Origin of the sequence: Natranaerobius trueperi, assembly GCF_002216005.1 — a bacterium.
GTDB classification, from domain to species: domain Bacteria; phylum Bacillota; class Natranaerobiia; order Natranaerobiales; family Natranaerobiaceae; genus Natranaerobius_A; species Natranaerobius_A trueperi.
The window spans coordinates 42,542-66,315 of the sequence record NZ_NIQC01000003.1 but is presented as its reverse complement, the minus strand read 5'-3'; the positions used below and the strand labels follow the sequence as shown (position 1 = coordinate 66,315).

Annotated in this window: 20 protein-coding genes and 2 riboswitches; of the genes, 1 reads left to right on the top strand and 19 read right to left on the bottom strand. The window is 33.8% G+C overall.

What is annotated here, in order from left to right:
- Positions 1–17 precede the first annotated feature (17 nt).
- From CDO51_RS02355 to CDO51_RS02330, 6 genes are all read right to left on the bottom strand, one after another.
- Positions 18–2,495 (bottom strand): ATP-binding protein, encoded by a 2,478-nt coding sequence (locus CDO51_RS02355; RefSeq protein ID WP_089022692.1) that lies wholly within the window; start codon positions 2,493–2,495, stop codon positions 18–20.
- Positions 2,495–3,640, bottom strand: coding sequence for a metallophosphoesterase family protein (locus tag CDO51_RS02350; protein WP_089022691.1), 1,146 nt, complete (start codon positions 3,638–3,640; stop codon positions 2,495–2,497). The genes CDO51_RS02355 and CDO51_RS02350 overlap by 1 nt, the downstream gene beginning before the upstream one ends.
- Positions 3,641–3,705: 65 nt before the next feature.
- Entirely contained in the window at positions 3,706–5,010 is a 1,305-nt protein-coding gene (locus tag CDO51_RS02345) for a deoxyribodipyrimidine photo-lyase (protein ID WP_089022754.1), read from the bottom strand.
- Positions 5,011–5,192: 182 nt separating this feature from the next.
- Positions 5,193–5,822 (bottom strand): MtnX-like HAD-IB family phosphatase, encoded by a 630-nt coding sequence (locus CDO51_RS02340; protein WP_089022690.1) that lies wholly within the window; start codon positions 5,820–5,822, stop codon positions 5,193–5,195.
- Between the two features lie 39 nt (positions 5,823–5,861).
- Positions 5,862–6,635, bottom strand: a complete 774-nt coding sequence (gene thiD, locus CDO51_RS02335; RefSeq protein WP_089022689.1) for a bifunctional hydroxymethylpyrimidine kinase/phosphomethylpyrimidine kinase — start codon at positions 6,633–6,635, stop codon at positions 5,862–5,864.
- A gap of 82 nt (positions 6,636–6,717) precedes the next feature.
- Positions 6,718–6,822, bottom strand: a riboswitch (TPP riboswitch).
- Positions 6,823–6,868: 46 nt separating this feature from the next.
- Complete coding sequence (locus tag CDO51_RS02330) at positions 6,869–9,961, bottom strand: efflux RND transporter permease subunit (protein WP_158212278.1); 3,093 nt, start codon at positions 9,959–9,961, stop codon at positions 6,869–6,871.
- Between the two features lie 141 nt (positions 9,962–10,102).
- A riboswitch (M-box (ykoK) riboswitch) is annotated at positions 10,103–10,276 on the top strand.
- A gap of 163 nt (positions 10,277–10,439) precedes the next feature.
- Here CDO51_RS02330 and mgtE point away from each other — a divergent pair.
- Positions 10,440–11,804 (top strand): magnesium transporter, encoded by a 1,365-nt coding sequence (mgtE, locus tag CDO51_RS02325; RefSeq protein ID WP_089022687.1) that lies wholly within the window; start codon positions 10,440–10,442, stop codon positions 11,802–11,804.
- A gap of 66 nt (positions 11,805–11,870) precedes the next feature.
- Here the strand turns inward: mgtE and CDO51_RS02320 are convergent, their stop codons facing one another.
- The 13 genes from CDO51_RS02320 to atpG all read right to left on the bottom strand — a co-directional run bounded on the left by CDO51_RS02320 (position 11,871) and on the right by atpG (position 23,717).
- The gene (locus tag CDO51_RS02320; protein WP_089022686.1) at positions 11,871–12,254 is read right to left on the bottom strand and encodes a rod-binding protein; all 384 of its coding nucleotides are present in this window, start codon (positions 12,252–12,254) and stop codon (positions 11,871–11,873) included.
- 21 nt (positions 12,255–12,275) lie between these two features.
- The gene (gene flgG / locus CDO51_RS02315) at positions 12,276–13,064 is read right to left on the bottom strand and encodes a flagellar basal-body rod protein FlgG (protein ID WP_089022685.1); all 789 of its coding nucleotides are present in this window, start codon (positions 13,062–13,064) and stop codon (positions 12,276–12,278) included.
- A 39-nt stretch (positions 13,065–13,103) separates the two neighbouring features.
- Positions 13,104–13,901 carry a flagellar basal-body rod protein FlgF gene (flgF, locus tag CDO51_RS02310; RefSeq protein ID WP_089022684.1) on the bottom strand — a complete coding sequence of 266 codons (798 nt, stop codon included), beginning with the start codon at positions 13,899–13,901 and terminating at the stop codon, positions 13,104–13,106.
- 10 nt (positions 13,902–13,911) lie between these two features.
- The gene (mreB, locus tag CDO51_RS02305) at positions 13,912–14,946 is read right to left on the bottom strand and encodes a rod shape-determining protein (protein WP_089022683.1); all 1,035 of its coding nucleotides are present in this window, start codon (positions 14,944–14,946) and stop codon (positions 13,912–13,914) included.
- 124 nt (positions 14,947–15,070) lie between these two features.
- Positions 15,071–15,355, bottom strand: a complete 285-nt coding sequence (gene spoIIID / locus CDO51_RS02300; protein ID WP_089022682.1) for a sporulation transcriptional regulator SpoIIID — start codon at positions 15,353–15,355, stop codon at positions 15,071–15,073.
- Between the two features lie 53 nt (positions 15,356–15,408).
- Positions 15,409–16,248 (bottom strand): M23 family metallopeptidase, encoded by an 840-nt coding sequence (locus tag CDO51_RS02295; protein ID WP_089022681.1) that lies wholly within the window; start codon positions 16,246–16,248, stop codon positions 15,409–15,411.
- A gap of 83 nt (positions 16,249–16,331) precedes the next feature.
- On the bottom strand, positions 16,332–17,369 hold the full coding sequence (gene spoIID, locus CDO51_RS02290; protein ID WP_089022680.1) for a stage II sporulation protein D: 1,038 nt from the start codon (positions 17,367–17,369) through the stop codon (positions 16,332–16,334).
- Positions 17,370–17,471: 102 nt separating this feature from the next.
- Positions 17,472–18,752: a UDP-N-acetylglucosamine 1-carboxyvinyltransferase gene (gene murA, locus CDO51_RS02285; RefSeq protein WP_089022679.1), complete on the bottom strand. Its 1,281-nt coding sequence runs from the start codon at positions 18,750–18,752 to the stop codon at positions 17,472–17,474.
- A 167-nt stretch (positions 18,753–18,919) separates the two neighbouring features.
- Complete coding sequence (locus tag CDO51_RS02280; protein WP_089022678.1) at positions 18,920–19,717, bottom strand: YwmB family TATA-box binding protein; 798 nt, start codon at positions 19,715–19,717, stop codon at positions 18,920–18,922.
- 109 nt (positions 19,718–19,826) lie between these two features.
- Positions 19,827–20,402: a YueI family protein gene (locus CDO51_RS02275; RefSeq protein ID WP_240503466.1), complete on the bottom strand. Its 576-nt coding sequence runs from the start codon at positions 20,400–20,402 to the stop codon at positions 19,827–19,829.
- Positions 20,403–20,889: 487 nt separating this feature from the next.
- Entirely contained in the window at positions 20,890–21,309 is a 420-nt protein-coding gene (atpC, locus tag CDO51_RS02270; protein WP_089022677.1) for an ATP synthase F1 subunit epsilon, read from the bottom strand.
- A 31-nt stretch (positions 21,310–21,340) separates the two neighbouring features.
- A complete protein-coding gene (gene atpD, locus CDO51_RS02265; RefSeq protein ID WP_089022676.1) occupies positions 21,341–22,777 on the bottom strand; it encodes a F0F1 ATP synthase subunit beta in 1,437 nt (478 codons plus the stop codon).
- Between the two features lie 28 nt (positions 22,778–22,805).
- Positions 22,806–23,717 (bottom strand): ATP synthase F1 subunit gamma, encoded by a 912-nt coding sequence (atpG, locus tag CDO51_RS02260; protein WP_089022675.1) that lies wholly within the window; start codon positions 23,715–23,717, stop codon positions 22,806–22,808.
- Positions 23,718–23,774: the final 57 nt, after the last annotated feature.

The following is a 23,774-nucleotide window of genomic DNA, read 5'->3' as shown; positions in this document are numbered from 1 at the left end:
GGCTCAGATGGAGCCGCTTATACCTCTATTAAATTTACTTGGTTTTTTTCAATATACTTATCTAAAGCTTCTTTCGTCTCCTTTTTAGAAGAAAAGAACAGTACCTGCCAACCGGATTGACATACTTCCATTAATAACTTAATTTGGTTACATAACCGATTGTAATCTGCTTTGATAAAGGGATCATCAAAAATAAAAAAACCTTTTTGAGGAAGAACTTTTTCACCAAAGGCTAACCTAATTGATAAATATAATTGATCATAAGCTCCTCCCGAAAGATTATTGATATTTAACAACTTACCATCATGTCTTCTTGTATAAAAAGTCTTCTTGTTTTGATCAAAGCTAACTTGATCATACATACCAGAAGTGATTTTATTAAAATAGTCAGCCACTCTGGTTTCTTTATTAAATAGGTTTTGTACCTTTTTTTCTTCTTTTGTTCGTATTTTTTCTAAAATCCTAATAGCCATTCCAGCTAACCCTTTTTCTTTTCTTTTATTTTCTTGAAAACTTTTCACTATATTCTCTATAGCAACTAAACCTTCTAAAGTTTGGGGGGACTTAAGTAACTGTTTATCCTCTTCATTAGAAGGTAAAACTATCTCAAAAGATTTTTTACCAAATTCTTTTAGTTGATACAAAAAAGTCTCCATTTTGTTTCTTTTTTCATCTCTCATGTTTTCTAATTGTACTTTTTTTTCATTTAATCTCTTTTTCTCTAGTTCGACCATCTTTCTAATTGCTAAATAGTTTTCGTCCTTTAAATCAAATTTTCTACGTAATAGATCTGCTTTTTCAAACATGTTAGGTTCTATAAACTTGTCATCATGTAAACTTGTGTATTTTGTTTCTAGATCATAGAATGCTTCAAGTAATCTATTCTTTAAATCTTCTAAATAATAACTTTCATCTCCAAAAATATTACTTAGCTTTTGGTGGCTTTTCTCTATATTCTTTTCACATTCAACTTTTAATTGAAGTTTAGTTTGATAGTCATTTTTATCGTTTAGAAAAGACTTTCTTCGTATTTTTTCAATTTCTTTATCATACTCATTAATCTTCTGCTTATTCTTTTCTTTCTGATTTAGCAATGTGTCAATTTCTAAATCTAGTTTTCGTTTGATATCTTTCGCTTCAAAAAAATCATTTTCTATTTTAGAATACTCCTCATAAAAGGCTTGTACTTTATTTTTTAACTCTGGTAATTCTCGTGAATGTAAAGAGTATTTTGCTAAGGTTGCATTTAAGTTTTCTAATTCATAGTTAAATTTCCCTTTTTTGATTGCTAAAATAATACTTGGACGGAGAAAAAGTCCTGTTGCTACAAAAAGTAGTGTGGTCATAGATATAAACCAAAAGTTTTGAAAAAAGTATGTACCTAAAAATGAAATTAAAAAGGCAATTATAGTTAAAATCGATACCGGTTTAAGTGAATTAACAGTAGTTGTTAATCTACTTAAATCTTTATATAAAGTTTCTACTACTGTAAAGTCTAATCTATCTATTTGATCTTTGTTTTCTTTTAATAACTTTAATTGTTCACCATTTTTATTAAGGTCATTATAAACTTGCTCTTTTTTTCTAGTCTTATCTGATATTTCTTTATCTAAATTGTCAATTTCTCTTGTAAGTTCTTTAATATTAACTTCAGCATAATGCCATTTATCTAAATCCGCTTTATTAATAGTAGAGAGTTTTTCTAGATTATCTAAATTATTTTCTAAGTCTTTAATTTCATCTTTCACGAATTTATATCTATAGATCTCTTCTAAAAGATCTAGCTCTCTTAATGCTTGAATAAGATCATCTCTCTCGCCTTCTATGTTAGCTAATTCTATTTCAATAGAATCTAGCCTTTGTTCATAAACTTGTTTTTTAAATTCATCTATTCGTTCAAGTAAAGCTTTTGCATTTTCAATCCTGTCATTGAGATAATTATTCTGCCGAGTATTTTTGTATTTTATTTCTTGAATTTTTTCTATATCTTGTTTTATATTATTAGTGAATAATAATTCTTTTTTATTGATTTGTGTTACTCCTTCTATATTTTTTATAGAATGATCTATCTCCATATTTTTCATACCTGTTAAATGAGAAATCATGCTTGAATAAAAATCAACTTTATTAGAACTGGTATTCATTTTTTGAGACAGATCACTATTTCTAATTATAAACAAGTTTCTAAAGGTCTGTTTAGGTAAGTCAAGATATTCAGGAAGATTATTGTCAGGTAAATAGAACTCATCACCTTTGTATAATAATTTAATTTTTCCCTGGGGCTGTTCTTCTACTCGTATAGGTATATCAGAAAACTCTCTTTTAATTGTAGCTCCTATTCCATATTTAAAACTTAACATTTTTATCATTGCATCTAAAAGCATTGTTTTCCCACGTTCATTCGGCCCAAAAAATAAGTTGAACCCATCAGTCAATTGATATTGTTGTTCTGAAAGAGGTCCAAATTTATCTATATAAATTTGTTTTATTTTCATTATTCCACCCCACTCATAGCCTGAAAAAAGATGTTTCTAAGAGCTTTCTTCTTTTCTTCTTTCGTCATACTTTTTAAATAGATGTTACTATTAACTAGTTCATCCTCTTCTAATTCTTGAATGAATTTTTGAAATAGTTCATTTTCTATAATTTCTTTCATATCTTTAATCTGAAAATTTACTTGATAGTCAACAATATTACTCTTACTTTTACTATCTTCTAATGTTTTACACAATCTCTCATATAGCTGTTCTTCAGATACTTCTAGTTCACTTTGATTAAAATACCCTGATATATTAAGTGTTAAGTCTGCGTTATAATGTGTATTGTCTAATATATTATGTAATTTCGAAAAAACAGTCTCTAGCGATGTGTCTGACACAGGATCTAGTTCTAGATCCACCTCTTTTTTATGATAGCTATCAAGATATAACTGTTTTGGTTGTTCACCTAAGACCACAAGATTAATTGATCTTTGTCCTTTTTCTTTAGAGGTAATAGATACAGGAGAACCCGAATATACAAAATATTTGTCTTGTTTTATATTTTTACAGTAAAAGTTAGTGTGAAAATGACCAGCTAATACATAGTCAAAGTTTAAGTTCCTAAAATATGATAATCTTACAGGCATATACCCTTCTTCTGTCATCTCTACTTCTTCACCATAGTCTGTAGTTCTTATAGATAGATCAAGTAGGTCACCATGATATAATAAAATTTGATGCTTATTTTTATCCTGAATAGAGTTATCAAATACCCGTAACCTTCGATATACTTCTTTTCTTTTTAAGGGTTCATAGGGGATTCCACATATTATTAGGTTTAGCCCTCCTGGTTCGTAAAAAGGTTTTTCTATGTCATTAATTACAGTCACATTTTCTCCAAAAAACATCCCCTCTTGAAAGGAATACCTATCATGATTTCCAGGTATAATTACAGTTTCAAAATCAAGATCACAAAAAACTTGTCGTAAATTACTTCGTAAACGATCTGCATATATATCACTCTCAAAAAGATCTCCAGTAATAACAAGTAAATCTATATCTTCTTTCTCTCCGGTATCAATAATTTGCTCTAGTGCTTTCCATCGTTCGTCATGTACTTTTTTTAAATGTAGATCTGCAGTATGTAAAATCTTTGTCATACTATCACTCCTATTAATTTCGATCTAGTTCGACTTTTATTTCCAGGGAAATCAATTTTCGATAGTTATTGTTCATAAGTCTTAAATTTAGCAATATAGTGTTTAGGAGAAGAATTCCTTTTTAAAGCTTTTTCACTCATATATCTTACTTTGCCAAAAACACGCCGTTCTTTAAAAGGGCGGTCATGTTTTCCAAAACACCATAAAATATTTGCATAACCATTAGGATCTCTTCCATCAAGCGCATATTTATCGTTAAAATAAATCAGTCGATTTAAAGCTTCTTCTGGGCTATTAGACCATTGTATGATTTTTTTACCCCAATACATCCTAAAATACCCATGTATCTTTCCACTTTTAAGTAACTCCATTTGACAAGCGTTAAAGTACTCATCATGAGTGTTAGGGAGTTCTAGTTCGCTTATAGAATATACTTGACGTTTATCTTCCCGATGTGCATTAAGAGTTTCTAGAGCCCAAGTTGGAAGTGAGTCAAGTGAATCATAATCCTGATTATAATAAACGAAGTTAAAGGAGAGTTCTCGTCTAACTATTAATTGTTCTAGAAAATCATGATAATAATCTTTTGTAAATTCATAGGTTTTTAAAGCTAAATATAAAGGAGAAACTTGTCCAAAGTGTAGATATGGACTTAAGTTAGAACAAGCTTCTTCTTTAGTATCATTACGTTTATCTAGATATTCTTTAAGTTTGTTTTCTAAAAAGTTCTCAAAGATTTCATGGGCTGCATTTTCTCCACCCACAAAACTTGAAACAGGGTTAACTGATTTATCTATATTTAAGTTCTTTAGAATGTCGTTAGTAGGCTGGTTTAAATCAATTTCAGGTCCTAACTCTTTTTGAATATTATCTAAAAACTCTTTACTTAAGGTTTTATTTAATTTAGTATTAGTGAATGTGTTAAGATATTCTGATAATTTGTTATGTATCTTTTTTCTTATAGTATGAGCTGCATATTCCTCTTTATTTGAAGCAGATGTGACTGGAATCACCACATCACTTTCAACTTGTAACATAGGACACTCCACTTGATCTGCCACCTGTTTTCTAAATACTTTCTCATGTTTTAAATACCCTTTGTCGGTGATTATTAATGCTGCGTTTTTGGCTAGTGAAAGCACCCCGTTAGCAGGATGTTCATTCGAAATTATAAATGGGATATTTCTTTTTGTTAAATTTTCCTTCACATCTTTTAACCCTTGTAACATAAAAGCAAAATGTCGTAAATTAGCACTTGGATATTGATCATATAAACCAAAATAGACTATTACTGAGAGATTATTTTCATTAGCACAATTAATGGCATATTCAAGACTGTGATTATAATGTGTCCTTTGACTTCTTTGCATCCAATACAATACATATTCTCCGCTCTTTCGTTTGTTTTTATGTGAATTTAATTTTTGTACTCTGTCAGCAAAAATCTTAATCACCGCCTTTTCATTATAATAACATTCTTTAAATATACAAGATTTCCTTCTAACTTATAAATAAACCTCCGCTCTTTGGCAAAGCAAAGAACGGAGGTTTATTAGACATATGGGAGTATTTCTTTAAAAGAAGAAAACTTAACGGCATCGATATTTTTATCAATCGCAATTTTATAAAGTTTATCTTTAGCAAATACTTTATCAACACAAGAAATAGCACACCTATCAGATGATCCATCACCAATATAAATAGTTTCATCTTGATTTGACGCTAATTTTCTTATTAGTTCTGTTTTACAAGTCCCACATAATTCACAATAATTAACTGAATGAGGTGTATTAATATAGAAATTCCCATTACCATTAATTTGTAGTTCGTTTGAATAATAAGGAAGATAAGATAACCCTTCTCTAGCTAAAATTTCTCTAATAAATAGGTCATATCCATCACTTAAAATATAAAGTTTATCACCCTGATTTTCTACCTTATCTACAAATTTTTTAAATTTAGGGTCTAACTTCACTTCGTTTACAAGATCCATAATATCTTGTAGGTTACAATCTAATAGATTAAAAGTTTTTTGTGCAGCATCTTTAGTAGATAATTCACCCTGTTCCCATTTTTCATTAATCTCTTGCCAACCATCTCTAGCACATCGTTCTATCATCAACATACATGTATCTTTTTCTGCGATAGTCCCATCAAAGTCGACAAAAAAAGTCCTATTCATAAAATTCACCCCAATACATTAATAACCATTACATTTTTATTAATGGCTTAATACTCTAGACCCCTCTCCAACAACGAAGCTATTTTTAATTGCTTTAGTAATATATTTTTTTGCTTTATCAACAGATGATATCAGTTCATATCCTTGACCTAAATAAGCACAAATAGCAGCTGACAAAGTACATCCTGTTCCATGTAAACTTCCAACTCCTATTCGAGTTGCTGTTAATTTAATCATCCCTTGATCATAGAATAAATAATCTACAGCTTCACCTTTACCATGACCACCTTTGATTAATACAGAACCCGCACCTTGACCACGTAACATCATCGCTGCTTTCTCAATATCATTATATCCATTTATCTTAATTCCTGTTAATATTTCTGTTTCTGGTAAGTTAGGAGTTATTATATCGCATTTGGGAACAAGTTGTTCCTTAACAGTTTCTAATGCTCTTTGTGTTAATAATACATCCCCACTAGTAGCAACTAACACTGGATCAATGACACACCAACTAAAATTATATTGTGTAATCTTTTTCGAAACTATATGAACATTTTCTTCATTTGCAAGCATCCCAGTCTTTAAAGCAGTTATATTCATATCGTTGGCTACTGCATCAATTTGTGAAGATACGAAATCACCTTCTAGACTCTTTACATCCATTACTCTACTAGTATTTTGTGCAGTAACTGCTGTTATAGCTGATGTTCCAAATACACCTAATGACTGAAAAGTTTTTAAATCAGCTTGAATACCTGCACCGCCACCAGAATCAGATCCCGCTACTGTTAGAACTACTTCTTTACTCATTATTTCCCCTCCCCGGTTACAGGGACAGCCGAATAATAACAAACAAAACCTTTACCCATCCAGGTAAAGGTTTACACACGTATCCACACTTCAAATGACTTCCCTACGCTGGCATTACCCAGATCAGGTTTGAGGGTCAGGACTTAATAGCCCACTCTCAGCCACATCGGCTCCCCTGTTACTTTTTATTAATTTAAGATCATTCTATCAACTAGTTACTCAAGTGTCAATTTTTATGTTTTATTAGAAACTAATTGGTAAATTAACGGTATTAAAAACAGAGTTAAAAAAGTAGCGCTAATTAGTCCCCCTATTAACGAAAAGGCTAAAGAATTCTGTATTTCTGACCCAGGACCACCTGCTAAACTCATTGGTATTAATGCTAATAAAGTTGTTATAGTAGTCATTAGAATTGGTCTTAGTCTAAGACTCGCTCCTTCAATTGCGTCATCTCTACGTGTAATATAATCAAGAAGGACTATAGCATTATTTACTACTAATCCAGATAAAATGATAGCTCCCATAAGTGATGCGATATTTAAAGTATCATTTAATAAAGCTAACATTAAAATTACTCCTACAAACGAAAAAGGAATACTACCCATTATGATCAATGGATATTTTAGAGATTCAAACTGACCTGCCATCACCATATATACAAGTAAAAGTGATAGAAAAAGAGCAGTTCCAAGCTCCCTGTAAGAAGACCACATATCTTCATAGGCACCCGTATAAGCAATTCTATAGCCATCTGGAAGATCAAGCTCTGCTATTTGATTTTGTACTTCACTGACAGCACCTCGAACATCACGTTGTTCAGTATCTGCTGTTATGGTAACATATCTTTCTCCGTCTTGTCTGTTAATAACTGAAGGTCCCGGACCTTCTTCTAGTTTCGCTACTCCTTGTAAAAGTTGTTCTTCCTGTTTACTTGGGTCCATAGGTGCACTAACCTGAGTATCTTTGTTTTTTGGTAGGTTGAGATTTCTTAATTCATCAACACTTTCCGGACCATCAGTAAAATATCCAACATTAATTGGTATCTCTTCACCATCTTCTCGAAAATAAGTCGTTGTACTCCCCGTCAAGTTCATTTCAATATATTTTGATAATGCTAAAGGAGATAACCCTTTTTTCATTGACAATTCCCTGTCTGGCCTGACTTGGACTTCGGGTCGTGGTGTTCTTATGTTTCTACTGATATTTGATAAACTGTCAATTTCACCAATTTCACTCGCGATCTTTGATGATTGCTCTTTCAAAACATCTAAATCAGGACCTGAAAGTTGAACCTCAATAGAGCTCCCTCCCATTTCAAGGTCACCATCTATATCTTGAACACTAACAGACGCTGTTTCATGATCTGAAAACTCATTTTCTATTTTCTCTGTTAACTCCTCTTGAATATCTTCAGACAAAATAACCATAAGTTCACCTCTATGTGGTTCTCGCCGAGTATACCCTGCTCCTTCTCTTTCTCTTGCTCTCTCACCTATTGTAGAGTAAACTGAATCCACTTCAGAAAATCTATCAAGGTACTCTTCAACGTCAGAGACCACTTCTTCTGTAGTATCAATATGTGTTCCTGGTGGTAACTTAACATTAACAGTAAATTCAGTACGACTAATGGGTGGTAAAAATTCACCACCTAGCGAAGGAACTAATAAACCAGCTAATACCATTAAAACTAGAGCAGAGGTTATGATAATTTTAGATTTTATTTTTAATAATGCTAAGCTTTTTTTATAGGTTTCTTTTAAACCTTCCATGGTAGGAACTTTTGTTACATCACCTACTATTAAATAGGTTGCTAGAACTGGTACAATAGTCAGTGCAGTTAAAAGAGATAGTAATAAAGAAAAAATCACCATAAAGGATAACTCCCTAAAAATCCGCCCAGCTAAATCCTCTAATAATAAAACCGGGAAAAATACAGCTATTGTTGTTAAAGTGGATGCTATAATAGGTGCTGCAACTTCTTCTGTCCCTTTTATAGCAGACTGTTTAACAGAAGAACCCTCTTCGATATGCCGATATATATTTTCTAAAACTACCACTGAATTATCCACTAGCATTCCGATCCCTAACGCAAGACCTGATAAAGTCATAATATTTAAAGTTAAACCAGAAAAGTAAGCTAATGGAAATGTTGCTAAAATAGATGCAGGTATACTTATAGCTACAATTAAAGTACTTCTTATATTCCTTAAAAAAGTCAATAGTACTAAACAAGCTAATAACCCGCCAATTATAGCATTGTTTCGAACAATTCCTAAAGCTTCCTCTACAAAACTACCTTGGTTCCAAGTTGGAACTATAGAAATATTTTCATATTCCTCTTCTAATTGTTTGATTTCTTGGTCTACAGCCCTTGTTACTTGTACAGTATTAGCATCTGCCTTTTTTTGAATAATTAACCCTAGTGCAGGTTCTCCATTCAAACGTACTATGCTATCTGTTTGATAAATATCTTTAATTTCAGCAACATCTTCTAAATATATTGGATTCATTCTAGTATTTTCTAATAGAACATTTTGTTCTAACTCATTAGACATATTTTCAGTCATATTTAGACCTACAACAGTGTTTTTAAGATCATTAATATCCTCAAACTCTGCAACAGATCTTACTAGCAATTCTTCATCATCTTCGATCAGTCTACCCCCTGGAACGTTTACATTCTGCCCTTGTAGACTAGATGTAACTTCTTCATTTGAAATATTATAGTTTTTCATTTCATCCTTTAACAGGTCTACTCTTATTTGCCGTTTTCCATCACCCGATAAATCTACAGATGACACGCCTTCTATACGCTCAATTCTGTTTTTCACAGGGCCTGAAATCAAATCCTCTAAACTTTCTAAATTTTGGTCTTCTCTACTACAACCAACACTGATAAACATAACTGGCATCATAGAAGGATCTGCTTTAACTACCTGAGGTGATTCTACACTATTTGGAATTTTGTCTCTGACCATATCTACACGTTCTCTAAGCTCTAGTGAAGCAAAATCCATATCTGTACCCCAAGAAAATTCAACCATTATCATAGACATTTCTTCATATGAACGTGAAGTTATATTTTCTACATTAGAAGTCGTTCCTACCACCTCTTCCATTGGCCTGGTAACTTGATTTTCAATCTCCACTGGTGAAGCCTCTGGATACTGTGTGACTACTACCATCATAGGATAGTTCATTTCAGGTAGTAAGTTTAGTGGCATACGTGGGTATACTATGGTTCCTAATATTAATACACCAATTAATATCATAATAGTTGCTATTGGTCGTGTTACAGACAGCCGGGGAAGAGTCAATTTTCTCACCTCAATTATAATTATCTAATACTGGTTCAAGTTCTAAGTTAACCTGGCTATCATATTTTTATGTTAGTGACATGTTGACAATAGTTTTATTTTAATGATACTATTGGCATGTAATTGAAAAAAAACGATTTTATAATTAAATGCTTAACTCGTTAGGTGAGGCTCCTGGTTGAAAATAGGCTGCTGCCCAAAAACGTCGAGAGACGCCAATGGGTATAACAGACAATCCCGGCTTAAGGGATGTCTAACGCAGCTGATCCTGAATTTTGGATCTACGTCATCCAGTGCCAAAGCTTGGTTACGAGGAGTGTGTATTATTTTCTGCATTTCTATGCCGTAATAAACGACTCCTCGTGGGTCGTTTTTTTGTTTATTAAGTATTATAGGGAGGTGGTTAGTTGAATACTAAAAGTGATGTTCCGCTGATGTATAGTTCGAGTACAAATATCAATAAAAATTTAGTTCAGGAGGAGATAATATGCCGATTCTTGAAACTGTTCAAAATTATCTTGAAAACAAAAACATGGAGAATTTGAAAAAACTGTTAATGGAAACTGATATGCACGATTTAGTTCAACTTTTTAAAGAGTTAACTGGTGAACAGCGAGCACTTATATTTAGATTGTTAGATAAAGATAGAGCAATTGAGGTCTTTGAATTATTAGATGTAACAATTCAGCAAAGTGTTATAGAATCATTTCAAGAAAAGAATGCGACAGAAGTATTTACTGAGTTAGATCCAGACGATCAAGCTAAACTTTTAGATGAGCTTCCAGCAAAAATAGCTAATAAATTAATGTCTTCACTACCAAAAGAAGATAGAGCTGAAATATCCGAGCTACTTGGCTACACTAAAGGAACAGCAGGAAGGATAATGACACCTGAGTTTGTCAGTATAAAAAAGGATCAAACAATTCAAGACGCTTTAGAAAAAATTAAATCTAAAGGTGAAAATAAAGAAACCATTTACACTATATATGTAACTAATAATAACAGAAAGCTAGAAGGTGTTGTTTCTCTTCGAGATTTAGTTATGACTCCCTCTGACCATAAGGTTGCAGAAATAGTCAATTCAGAAACAACTTATGTATATACAAATACCGACCAGGAAGAGGCTTCACGGATTTTAAAGGATAGAGATCTACTTTCTATACCAGCGGTAGATAAAGAAGAACGACTTGTTGGAATAATAACTGTAGATGATGCTATGGATATCTTAGAAGAAGAAAATACTGAAGACTTATTTGAAAGGGTAGGGCTTACACCCTTAGCACAAGAGGAAACTGGAAGAAGCCTTAGATTATTAGAAGGTAGTTTACCACAAATCTGGCAAGTCAGACTACCATTCCTATTAATAACTTTAATTGGTGGTTTACTTGCTGGTGTTGTTATGGAAGCGTATGAAGAGACTCTAGATGCTATAGCTCCTTTAGCGTTTTTTATACCTGTTATAATGGATATGGGTGGAAATGTAGGAACTCAATCTTCCACAATTTTTACAAGATCACTAGTTTTAGGTCATATTAACCCTAAATGTTTTTTGCAACATTGGGTTAAAGAGATCGGTGTAGGAATTAGTATGGGAGCACTATTAGGAATAGCAGCAGGTTTTATTGCTGAGTTCTGGCAACCAATTGAAGGGATAGGTCTAGTTGTAGGTTTATCACTAGGCTTAACTGTTACTATAGCGACCGCTTTAGGATTTTTAATTCCATTTATCTTAGTTAAGTTAGGTTTAGATCAGGCTGCTGGCTCCGATCCTTTCTTAACAACAATAAAAGATATTTCCGGACTATTTATATACTTCACATTAACTAATATTTTCTTAGGTCATCTTTTATAATCATATAAAAAACTCGCACTATTTCCATCTATTTACTTATGGGTGGAGTGCGAGCTTTTTATATAGTTATTCTTTAACATCGATAGCATGTTCAGGGGAAAGTCCTGCTTTTTCAGAAGTAAACTGCTTATATATCTTATCAGCTAGCCCTAGTCCTTTAGTATCTGCGATTTTTTCAGAATAAGCCTGATCTAACATTTCTTCATAAGTATCTTCTGCAAATCCACCATCTAAAAGATCAGATTCTGGTATAGTCTTTCTCATAGACTCTATCATCTGTGAGACAAACATTGCTTCAAACTGTTTAGCTGCTTTTTTTAGTTTATGATCACTTTCTTGTGCTGCTTTTTCTAGCTCTAGGCTAAATTGATCTAAATCTTGACTAAGACCTTGTTGTCTAGTTATTGCCCCTTGATTATCAATACCAGGCAGTGATTCACCGATTTTCATGACAATCCTCCTCGTAACAATCTACCTTTTTAGTTGATTTGCGATACTCATCATCTCATCTGTGCTTTGTATAGATTTTGAGTTTGTTTCATATGCTCTCTGTGCAGTGATCATATTAACCATTTCGTCAGCGATATTAACATTTGACCCTTCTAAGTACCCCTGTTTTAATTGACCTACCTGCATTTCACCTGGTAATTGCTCTTGAGGTATACCTGAAGCCCCTGTGGCTTGATATTTATTACCTCCGATAGCTTTTAATCCAGCAGGATTATTAAAGTTAGCTAATGTGAACTGTCCAATTTCCTCAGTTTCACCATCTTCTAAAACAGCCGTTACAACCCCTTCAGAGTTTATAGAAATGTTTGAATGCTCCTCATCTATGATGCCGTCAAAGCTAGTCACTTCAGTTCCATCGGAAGTAACTAAGTTTCCTTCAGCATCTATTTTAAAAGATCCATCACGAGTAAATTGTTGTTCTCCATTAGGATCCTCTAACATAAAGAAACCATCACCTTGTATAGCTAGATCAAACTCTTGACCTGTTTCTATCATACTACCCATCGAAAAATCTTTTAAGGTAGCTGAAACTTTAGAACCGTGTCCTAGCTGAATTCCAGCAGGTGTTGTTCGCTCTCCTCTAGCAGGAGCCTCTGGACGTTCAAGTGTAGAATACATTAAATCTTCAAACTCAGCTCTGCTTTTTTGAAAACCTGTTGTATTTACATTTGCTAAGTTATTTGAAACAACATCCATATTTTTTTGTTGTGAATTCATACCTGATGCAGCAGTCCAAAGGGACCGATTCATAAAAAATACCTCCTAACTTACATCCAAGAAATATTGTAGTTAATTAGCTGGCCTCCCCAATTCATTAACTGCACGCTCAAGAGTTTCATCATGTCCTTGGACAGCCCTTTGATTAGATTCATAAGCTCGTAAAGCTTCAATCATACCTGTCATTTCTTTCACTGCACTGACATTAGAACCTTCTAAATAACCCTGCTTTACTGATACTTTCTCCATATTAGCTTGCTGTGGTTCTCCCGATTCTTCAGTCTGTTCTAATAAGTTTTCACCAAATCTTGACAAACCCTGCGGCTCTTCAAAATCAGCTACTATTAAGTTATCTACTAATTCTTCGTCTTGATAAATACTTCCATCACTGCTTATTGTAATATTATCTTGATCTGAAAGTTGGATCAACCCTTCTGACCCTAAAACTGGATAACCTTGTTGATTAACTAAGCTACCATCTGGTGCTTGTGTAAAACTACCATTTCTAGAAAAGAGTACTTTTTCATCAGGACCTTGTACTACAAAAAAACCTGCTCCATCAAGAGCAATATCTAAGGGATTATCTGTTTCTTTTAGAGTTCCTTGAGAAAAGTCATTAACTACCTCCTCTAGAACTACCCCTGTCCCAAGCTCTCCTATTTCGGGACGCAAATCCACTTCAGGACCTTCGGGGCCTAGTTGTTTGGGGTCATTTATCCGACTTAACATCATTTCAGAGAAACTACTTTTAACTGACATATCCTTCTTAAACGCTGTAGTATCAGTATTTGCAATATTATTTGAACGCATTTCTTGCACTCTTTGCTCTGTTAACATCCCTGATGCTGAAGTATACAGTCCACGTAACATAAGCTCACCCCTATCTCCTACCTTTTGAGAGATTCTTACTACTCATCAATGAACTCTCAAGCTTGTCCAGGTATTCTAAAGCCTTACCTGTACCCTCTGCTACAGATCCTATTGGATCTTCTGGAATAAATACAGGAGTATCCACTTCTTCTTGTAGGAGCTTGTCTAATCCATTAAGAAGTGCACCTCCACCAGTTATAACAATACCTTTATCCATAATATCTGCAGAAAGTTCTGGAGGTGTTTGTTCTAATACTTGTTTAATACAATCAATAATATTAGTAACCGGTTCGCGAAGAGCTTCATAAACTTCATCTGAGTTGATAACAATATTCTGTGGTAACCCTGATACTTGATTCCTTCCACGAACTTCCATGGTCTCTGATTTAGCTTGAGGATGAGCTGTACCAATCTGTTTTTTTATCTCCTCTGCTGTACGCTCTCCAATAATTAAATTATGAGAGTTTTTGATAAACTGTACTATTGACTCATCAAATTTATCCCCACCTACCCGTAGTGAAGAACTTGTTACAATATCACCTAAACTAAGGACAGCTACATCAGTGGTACCACCACCAATGTCAACTACCATACTACCACTAGGTTCAAAGATATCTAAATTAGCGCCTAGAGCAGCAGCCCGGGGTTCTTCAATTAAGAAGGTTTGTTTTCCTCCTGCACGAGTCGCGGCCTCTAAAACAGCCCGTTGCTCTACAGATGTTATTCCTGCTGGTACACACACCATTATTCTTGGCTTTAACATTAATTTTTTCTTACTTGCTCGCTGTATAAAGTTTTTTAGCATAACTTCAGTGACAGTAAAATCTGCTATTACGCCTTCTCTCATTGGACGTATAGCTACTATATTTCCTGGAGTACGTCCAATCATGTTATAAGCTTCTTGTCCTACAGCTAAAACTTTGCCACTGTCTTGATTCACAGCAACAACTGATGGTTCTTTTAGAACTACCCCATTTTTTTTACGATAAATTAGCACCGTTGCTGTTCCTAAATCAACCCCGATGTCAGAGTTAAAACCGAGCATATTAGATCCTCCCACAATTTCAAAATAAAATACGAAATACATTTAATATATTTATCGCTTTAATCTTCGACATCGGGGTCACTAATTCCTGTTAAATTTATGATTTATTTTATTATTGATCTTTTTATTTTAATCTTGATGTATCCGACTCCTCTAATTCGTCCTCTTGTGTATATTTTTGTTTTGTAGCTTCACCACCTCTAATATGTCTTTCTGCTTTGTTTTGATTTAGTATTTCTTTAATTTCCTTAGCTTTTTTAGGTCTAATTAAGGGGAGTCTTTCAGTGATGTCTTTATGGACGGTGCTTTTACTTACACCAAAACTTTTGGCTACCTGGCGTACGGTTGCTTTCGTATCGAGAATATATTGACTTATTTCAAGCACCCGCTCTTGAATATAATCTTGCATCTCCTCGCCCCCTTATCTCTTTCTGATAATGATTATATGTATTGACTACACGACTAATGACTATCATCTAGAAGAACCCTTTCTGGATCTATCGCATCATCCTTTATACTTACTGAAAAGTGTAAATAACTCCCTTCAGCTGCATCTAATACTGCAGATGTACCTACCGTCGCTATAACATCTCCTTGGTTTACTTCTTGACCTTCATTTACTTTTACACTTTCTAAGTTGCCATAACTATAAGAATACCCTTCTCCTGAAACGCTAAGCTTTAATCCATATGTTGTGTTTTCCTTCACTTTATCTATCTGACCATCCCAGGCAGCCACAATATCTGTACCTTTTGGTGCTTTTATATCAATCCCATCATGAAAACGATGTTGATTATTCACTTGATATAATTCCTCATGAGAAGTGATGATTTCACCTTCAATTGGCCATATGCTTTCTGGCATTTCTTCAGGTGAAGCTACCTTTTCACTTTCTTTTTCATCTTTTTTTTCAGTAGATACTTCGTCTGCTTCTCCGTCTAAAGTCTTTTTTTCTTCTTCAATATCTAGAGTCTTTTCTACCTCATTGTCTAGCGATGATTCCTCTTCTCTTTCTTCTAACTCATCAAAAATTTCTTGCATATCAATAACTTGAGACTCTTCAGTATATTCTTGCGCTTCAGGGGTATTTGTTGAATAATCGAACCTAAATAATATAAATCCACTCAGAAAAATAATAACCAAAACATAAGATCCTATTATAAATGCTTTTTTGGGTATCTTTCTTAATTTAGCACCAAGTTTAAAAATTGCTGCTTGTATATTTTGTCCCACTACATTTAACTTACTTCCTACTAATGATAGATACTTACTAATAAGTCGTTTTATTCTGTTTGATTGCAATTTTTATCACCTCCACTAAACATTTTTCCCACGGCTAGTCCAAAATATGTATTTTTACATAAAAAAATAAGCCCATTTAGGGCTTACTTGGATATTTGACCAAATTCGATTTCAGTAAAGTATTGTCTAATAATATCGCGATAATTATAACCTGCCTTTCCCATACCATCTGCACCATACTGACAAAGTCCAACACCATGACCAAATCCTCTTGTCGTAACACTTACAGAGTCACCACTTGTTTCCCAGTCAAAGTCTGTAGATCGTAGATCAAACATTTGTCTTATTTGCCTTCCACTAAATTCATTTCCCATTAAATTTACAGTTTTGACTCTTCCTATCTTCGACCTCTCTGTTACAGTTAGATCCGGTGGATTATCTGCCAGAACAGGAACTTGTACTCCCTCTCTTGACATCACTTGTTCAATCTCTTCAAAAGGTATAGTAGTCTCACTTTCAAAATGCGAAGAATGATTACAATAGTTACATTCAACATTTTCTAAATAAGGCATATCTGTTTGCCAAACTTCACCAGCTGTCTCTGTTGTACCACCACAAGTAGAATGATACGGTGCTTCTGGAATTGGTTTTCTATTATAAGTGACTATCTCCCCCATAGTTTCGGATACTGCGTTCGAAACTATGTTATAATATTTTTCACTTTTGTCTCCATATATTGAATTTACTTCACTTTCACTGTAATGTGCTTGACAATGATCTGGATTTGTACAAATATCAGCATTTTCATGATTGTTACATCCAGGTCCCCCACGTTTTTCTAACCTAGAATAAGTATAGCTTCTAGCAACTACTGCTTGTGCTTTTATGGCTTCTTTATTAAAGTTCGGGGGAACTTCTGAAATAACTACACCCACTAAATAATCTTCTAGATTTTTTTCTTTTACTTGATCCTTTTCATGAAAATAAACTCTAACAGTTAGATCTTCTTCTGTTTTTATAGGAAATAGTTCTTCAGGAGGTGTGGATTCTTCTACTTCAGATGGAGCTAACAAATAGAAACTAACACCTCCTATAATTCCAGCTATAATTATTATACTAGTCCCAACCATACCAGAAACCTTCAAAATACTTTTAAATTCATAGAGTAATCTCCTGTCCATTTTAGACCACCTTTACCTTATGGTTACTAGTTCTATAATTATGGTTGATAATAAAAAAAAATACCCACTGATTAAAATCAGTGGGTATTTTAAAATATTTTTTTAACTACTAGCAACAGTTGTTAGATGATCTTCGTTACGCCAAATATTAGCTCCGATACCTCTTAACCTTTCTACTAATCTATAATAACCTCGCTCGATATGATAGATTTCAGAAACTTCTGTTGTACCTTCAGCAATCAATCCTGCTAAAATCAAACTTGCTCCAGCACGAAGGTCTGTTGCTTTAACAGGAGCTCCTGTTAGTACTTTGCCTCCCTTAATTTGCGCTGCACGCCCTTCTATTGTTATGTCTGCATTCATTCTTAATAACTCATCAACATGCTTAAAACGGTTTTCAAACACTGTTTCAGTAACAGTGCTTTCACCAGATATTCTAGTCATTAATGCCATCATCTGGGGTTGCATATCTGTAGGAAATCCAGGGAAAGGCATAGTTTTAAGTTTAATAGGTGAAAGTTCTCCCTTACTAACAACTAATAGTCCATTATCTTGCTCTTCTACTTTTACACCAGTTTCTTCCATTTTGCGTATTACAGGTCTGATATGATCAGAAATAACGTTTTCAACTAGTACCTCTCCACCTGTTATAGCCGCGGCTACCATAAATGTACCAGCTTCAATTCTATCTGGTATTACTGTATGATCAGTACCTTTAAGCTCTTTGACACCTTCTATCTTTATAGTATCAGTACCAGCTCCAACTATCTTTGCTCCCATTTGATTTAAAAAGTTTGCCAAGTCAACTATTTCTGGCTCTTCTGCTGCACTTTCAATCACTGTAGTACCTTCAGCTAAAGTTGCTGCCATCATAATATTTTCAGTGGCACCAACACTCGGGAAATCTAAGTATATTCTATCTCCAACCAACTTATCAGCTTTAGCCTCTACATATCCATGGCCGAAAGTAACATCAGCACCTAGAGCAGAAAACCCTTTTAAGTGTAAATCAATAGGACGGCTCCCAATAGCACATCCTCCTGGCATAGAAATTCTAGCCTTACCTTTTTTTGCAAGTAAAGGTCCCATCACCAAAAAAGATGCTCGCATTTTTCTCATTAGTTCATATGGTGCTTCAATTTTAGAAAGATTACTAGTATCTATAAAAATTTCGTCTGGAGAATTATCCTTAACATCACAACCCAAATGTGACAAAACTTCACACATAGTTATAATATCTTTGAGCGGTGGTACTTCTCTAACGGTAACTGATTCACTTGCTAGTAACGACGCAGCCAATATGGGAAGAGAGGCATTTTTTGCTCCGTTTACTCGAATAGAACCCTTTAGACGATTGCCACCTACAACATTTATTTTATCCAATGTTAAATTCCTCCCATTACTATTCTCTATTATTAGGATACAACAATTGTTAAATAAAAAAACATATTATCAAAAATTATTTTTGGGATCCTACAGGATCAATAGACTGTTATTTCCATTCGACTTGTGAAGACTAAAATCCTTCAATATCTGTTAATTTCTTAACTTTAATAATCTGAATTCACTAAAGGTGTAGCCACACGGAAAGCAGTCTTACCTTTGATCTTATCATCAGATAAGACTAAACTAATGTTCTGTTTTTTATCATCAACCATTATAAGGTTTTCAATTTTACTACTATAACCTGATTTTTTAACTACATTACTATTTTCAAAACTTCGTTCATTTACAATATCACGTTTGTCAATTTTTTCACCCAAGAGATTTCTCTTCTCATCTTTAGTTAGTTTATCACTTAAAAAACCTGAAAGGCAAGTGGTAATTTCTCCTTCTGCACCCAAAATTGAAAATACACTTCTGATTCTCTTGTGGTAGTCATTAATTATTTCTAATTCATCTGTTTTATCAGTTATATTAATTACAATATGAGTTTGTGCATCTAATAATATATCTTTATTAGCTATACTTTGTATAGAAACATGTAACTCACATTCATCATTATTAAGAACTACTCTAGCTGTTTTGATATTATGATTTTTTGACTTATCAATAGTATATTCTTCTGAAAATAAATTCGAAACAGCTAATTCGTTCATTACAGATTGTAATACTTGTTCCATTTCATCAAATGATAGATATTTACTCTCTATGGCATGTCCTGTGAGTTCACCAAGCTCTATTTCACCATCCATATCATCAACAATGTTTTTTAAGTAAGTTACATCTTCTTCAAGGTTTTCTTCAGCTCTTATCGATTCATCCATTGAAGTGTACAATAAAAATAAAGTTATACAAACAGCTAATAAAGGAATTGTTAAGGTATTTAATGAACGTACCTTACTCAAATTATATCCCCCCGATCTAATATTATTAAGACATTACTCTCCTAATTTATAAGTATTGACATCTTTTTCATTAGTTATTCAGGGGAATTAAAAATTTTTTAAAAAAATTTTAATTATTACATGAAATACACTCTCTACCTAACATTTTATCTAGAAAAGAGATCTTTTTATAATTAGATAGCTCCTCTGGCGCTTTTTCTTCTAATTCTTTGATACAATCACTACATATATATTCCTCTTTAGCATCTATTAATTCTTCAGATAATCCTTTTTCTAATAATTTATCCTTTCTTGTCTGTACATATATTTCATTATTATCGAATGCATCATCACTAACTACAACTAAACCAATCGGTCCTACAAAGTCTGGGTCGTCTACGGTAGTAAAATTTAACCCTTGCTCCCTTGCTAATTTTATATAGTCTCTTGCATAGTCTAAATCAACTTTTCTACTTATAATTAAACGTTTTGCCTTTGGGTGCTTTATAGCCTCATTAATCTCCGGATATGTCCCTTGTTCTTGGACTTGATCAAAAGTTAAAGCTTTTATAACTCGTTCTTTAAATTCACCTAAGTGACGATTTTTTTCATCCTTTTTAAGTTCTGGTGATCCGTGTACCCCAGCAAATATTTTCCGCTCTAGTTCAGATTTTGAGGAAAGATTTTTATCATTTTGTTCTGACACTATTAACACCTCCATTTATATAATTCTCTTTTATATATTTTTTAATTACTATTATACGCTTAATTATAAAATCAAATTGAACTAAATAAAAACTCCATAGTGGACCTAACTGTAATACAATTAAATCACCTCAATAACTAATTACAGAAAGGTACACACTATGGATCATTTTAATGATACACCAATTTCCCACAAGAATAAACACTTAAATGATTTCGAGCGAGAAAAATTGAATCACTACACTATCGTTAAAATTTTAAATAGAGCATCAAACGCTAACGTAAAAGAACTACAATAACCCAAACAAATGATACTCTCAAAAGAATATATGAACTAGTCTTTAGCACTATATTAGTATTTTTAATATTAAGTAAAATTACTTATATTTCAGTAGAAAACTAGTTCAATTTAATATTACAATTAGGATTATTATTGTAATAAATTATATATATAAAGCCCTTGCGAATATCGCAAGGGCTTTACTAAACTATTTATCCTCATCTGTTCTATCTGCAGCATTTATACGTGCAATAGCTCGTTTTAAACTCGCCTGTGCCCGTGTAAAATCCGTGTTTTCTTTATTTAACCGCTCTTCTGCTCTTTTTTTAGCTGCTTTTGCACGCTCCACGTCAATTTCATTTGATAATTCTGCAGTTTGACATAGGACAGTAACTTTTTCCGGGGTGACTTCTAAATAGCCTGAACCACTAATGGCTACTGTTTCAGTCTCACCCTCAGGTTTTCTAAAATTAAAAGGTGCTATTTTTAATTTAGTTACAATTGGCCTATGATCATGTCTAATTCCAAGTCTGCCATCTTCTGCATAAGCATCAACAGACTCAATTTGGTCTGAGTACACTACTCGTTCCGGAGTGACAATCTCTAATAAAAACTCGTTTTTAGCCATACAATATCACACCCTTTCCCCGGAAAAGACCTTAATCATCCATATTTTCTGCCTTCTCAAGAGCTTCTTCAATAGTACCAACCATGTAGAAGGCGTTCTCAGGAAGGTCATCATGCTTTCCATCTAAGATTTCTTTAAATCCTCGAACAGTTTCTTTAACCTGAACATACTTACCGGACATACCTGTAAACTGTTCAGCAACAAAGAATGGTTGACTCAAGAATCTTTGAATTTTACGTGCTCTAGTAACAGTTAATTTATCTTCATCAGACAATTCATCCATACCTAGAATTGCAATAATATCCTGTAGTTCTTTGTAACGCTGTAGTACTTGCTGCACTCCTCTTGCTACATTGTAATGCTCTTCACCAAGTACTTGTGGATCTAATATTCTTGAACTAGATGCTAACGGGTCAACTGCTGGGTATATACCTTGCTCAGCAATAGACCTTTCTAAGTAAGTACTCGCATCTAAGTGTGCAAACGTTGTTGCAGGTGCCGGATCAGTTGGGTCGTCAGCAGGAACATAAATAGCCTGAATCGAAGTGATTGATCCTTTTTTAGTTGATGTAATACGTTCTTGTAGCTGACCCATTTCAGTTTGTAGTGTAGGTTGATAACCAACAGCTGAAGGCATTCTACCTAACAAAGCTGAAACTTCCTGTCCTGCCTGTGTAAATCTAAATATGTTATCAATAAATAAAAGTACATCCTGACCTGCTTGGTCTCTAAAATATTCTGCCATTGTAAGGCCAGTTAGACCAATACGCATTCTTGCACCAGGAGGTTCGTTCATCTGACCAAATACTAGTGCTGTTTTATCAATAACTCCTGATTCACTCATCTCTAGCCATAAATCATTACCTTCACGTGTTCTTTCACCAACACCTGAAAATACTGAATAACCTCCGTGTTCTTGTGCAATATTTCGTATTAGCTCCATAATTAAAACTGTTTTTCCAACACCAGCTCCACCAAAGAGTCCGATTTTTCCACCACGAGAATATGGAACTAATAAGTCTAACACTTTTATCCCTGTTTCTAATATTTCAGTTGAAGTTTCTTGATCTTCAAATTTAGGAGAAGGTCTGTGTATAGGATATTGATCTTCACCTTCAACAGCTTCTCTGCCGTCTATTGGATCACCTAAAATATTGAAAACACGTCCTAATGTTGGTTCTCCAACTGGAACCTTAATAGGTTCACCAGTGTCATGTGCTTGCATTCCACGTACAATACCATCTGTTGAACCCATAGCAACACAACGAACAACTTCATCTCCTAAATGCTGAACAACCTCTAAAGTTAAATCAATTTGATTTTGACCTTCTTCATAACTAACGGGTTCTCCCCGTTCATTTAGTCCCGCTTTTATGGTAACAGCGTTATATAATTCGGGAAGTTTTCCCTTTTCAAACTCAATGTCAACCGCAGGACCTATAATTTGTTGTACCTTCCCGACATTCATGCTATTATTACCTCCCTTTATTACCAATCTACTCTAATGCTTGGGCTCCACTGACAACTTCTAGTATTTCTTGAGTAATAGCACCTTGACGAGCTTTATTATAAGTTAAAGTTAGATCTTCAATCATATCATCCGCGTTGTCTGTGGCACTTTTCATGGCTGTCATTCTTGCACCTTGTTCAGAAGCTTTAGCTTCTAATAATGCTCTGAACAATGAGCTTTTTAGATAACTAGATAATAAGCCACCCAAAACGACGCCGGGAGAGGGTTCAAATTTATATATTTGATCTTCTAACCCTGCCATTTCTCCCGTTTCAAAAGAAGCTTTGGCTTCATCATTGCTCTCATCACCAGTACCAAATAGTTCTGAACTCATTGGTAAAACTTTTCTTGTTACTGGTGTTTGTACCATGGCATTTTTAAATTCGGAAAAAGTTAAATAAACTTCACCAACAACTCCGTCATAAAACATTTGCTCAACAGCTTCTGCTATACTCTTAGCCCGATCAAACGAAGGATAGTCATCAATATCAACATATTCCGATACAACTTGATAATCACGTTTCTTAAAATAATCTCTAGCATATTTACCGACTGCAATTATCTTAGTATCTTCTTTTTGTTCACCTATTTTACTTGCTGCTTCTTTTGAAACATTGACATTATAACCACCACATAATCCACGATCAGCTGCGATAATAATATGCGCAGTTGGTAAATCTTGTTTAGGATCTCTCATCAAAGGATGGTCTACAAGTTTTGCTTGAGATAAAATCCTATGAATAGATTGACGCATCCTTTCTTCGTAAGGTCTATTGCTTTCAACACGCTGTTGAGATTTTCTTAATTTAGCTGCAGATACCATTTCCATAGCACGAGTGATCTGTTTTGTACTATTAACACTTTTAATTCTTCTTTTAATCTCTCTTGTGCTTTGCACTTTTACTCACCACCTAGGTTTAACAGTGGACTTTTAATTTAACAAAATTGTCAAATT

Coding starts and splice junctions, on each gene's coding strand:
- CDO51_RS02350 (WP_089022691.1), bottom strand. CDS start 3,640: ATGACAAAGATTTTACATACTGCAGATCTACATTTAAAAAAAGTACAT.
- atpD (WP_089022676.1), bottom strand. CDS start 22,777: ATGAATGTCGGGAAGGTACAACAAATTATAGGTCCTGCGGTTGACATT.
- CDO51_RS02340 (WP_089022690.1), bottom strand. CDS start 5,822: ATGAATAGGACTTTTTTTGTCGACTTTGATGGGACTATCGCAGAAAAA.
- mreB (WP_089022683.1), bottom strand. CDS start 14,946: ATGCTCGGTTTTAACTCTGACATCGGGGTTGATTTAGGAACAGCAACG.
- CDO51_RS02320 (WP_089022686.1), bottom strand. CDS start 12,254: ATGAAAATCGGTGAATCACTGCCTGGTATTGATAATCAAGGGGCAATA.
- spoIID (WP_089022680.1), bottom strand. CDS start 17,369: ATGGACAGGAGATTACTCTATGAATTTAAAAGTATTTTGAAGGTTTCT.
- thiD (WP_089022689.1), bottom strand. CDS start 6,635: ATGAGTAAAGAAGTAGTTCTAACAGTAGCGGGATCTGATTCTGGTGGC.
- CDO51_RS02345 (WP_089022754.1), bottom strand. CDS start 5,010: ATGCAAAGAAGTCAAAGGACACATTATAATCACAGTCTTGAATATGCC.
- flgG (WP_089022685.1), bottom strand. CDS start 13,064: ATGAATCGGTCCCTTTGGACTGCTGCATCAGGTATGAATTCACAACAA.
- mgtE (WP_089022687.1), top strand. CDS start 10,440: ATGCCGATTCTTGAAACTGTTCAAAATTATCTTGAAAACAAAAACATG.
- CDO51_RS02355 (WP_089022692.1), bottom strand. CDS start 2,495: ATGAAAATAAAACAAATTTATATAGATAAATTTGGACCTCTTTCAGAA.
- spoIIID (WP_089022682.1), bottom strand. CDS start 15,355: ATGCAAGATTATATTCAAGAGCGGGTGCTTGAAATAAGTCAATATATT.
- atpC (WP_089022677.1), bottom strand. CDS start 21,309: ATGGCTAAAAACGAGTTTTTATTAGAGATTGTCACTCCGGAACGAGTA.
- flgF (WP_089022684.1), bottom strand. CDS start 13,901: ATGTTACGTGGACTGTATACTTCAGCATCAGGGATGTTAACAGAGCAA.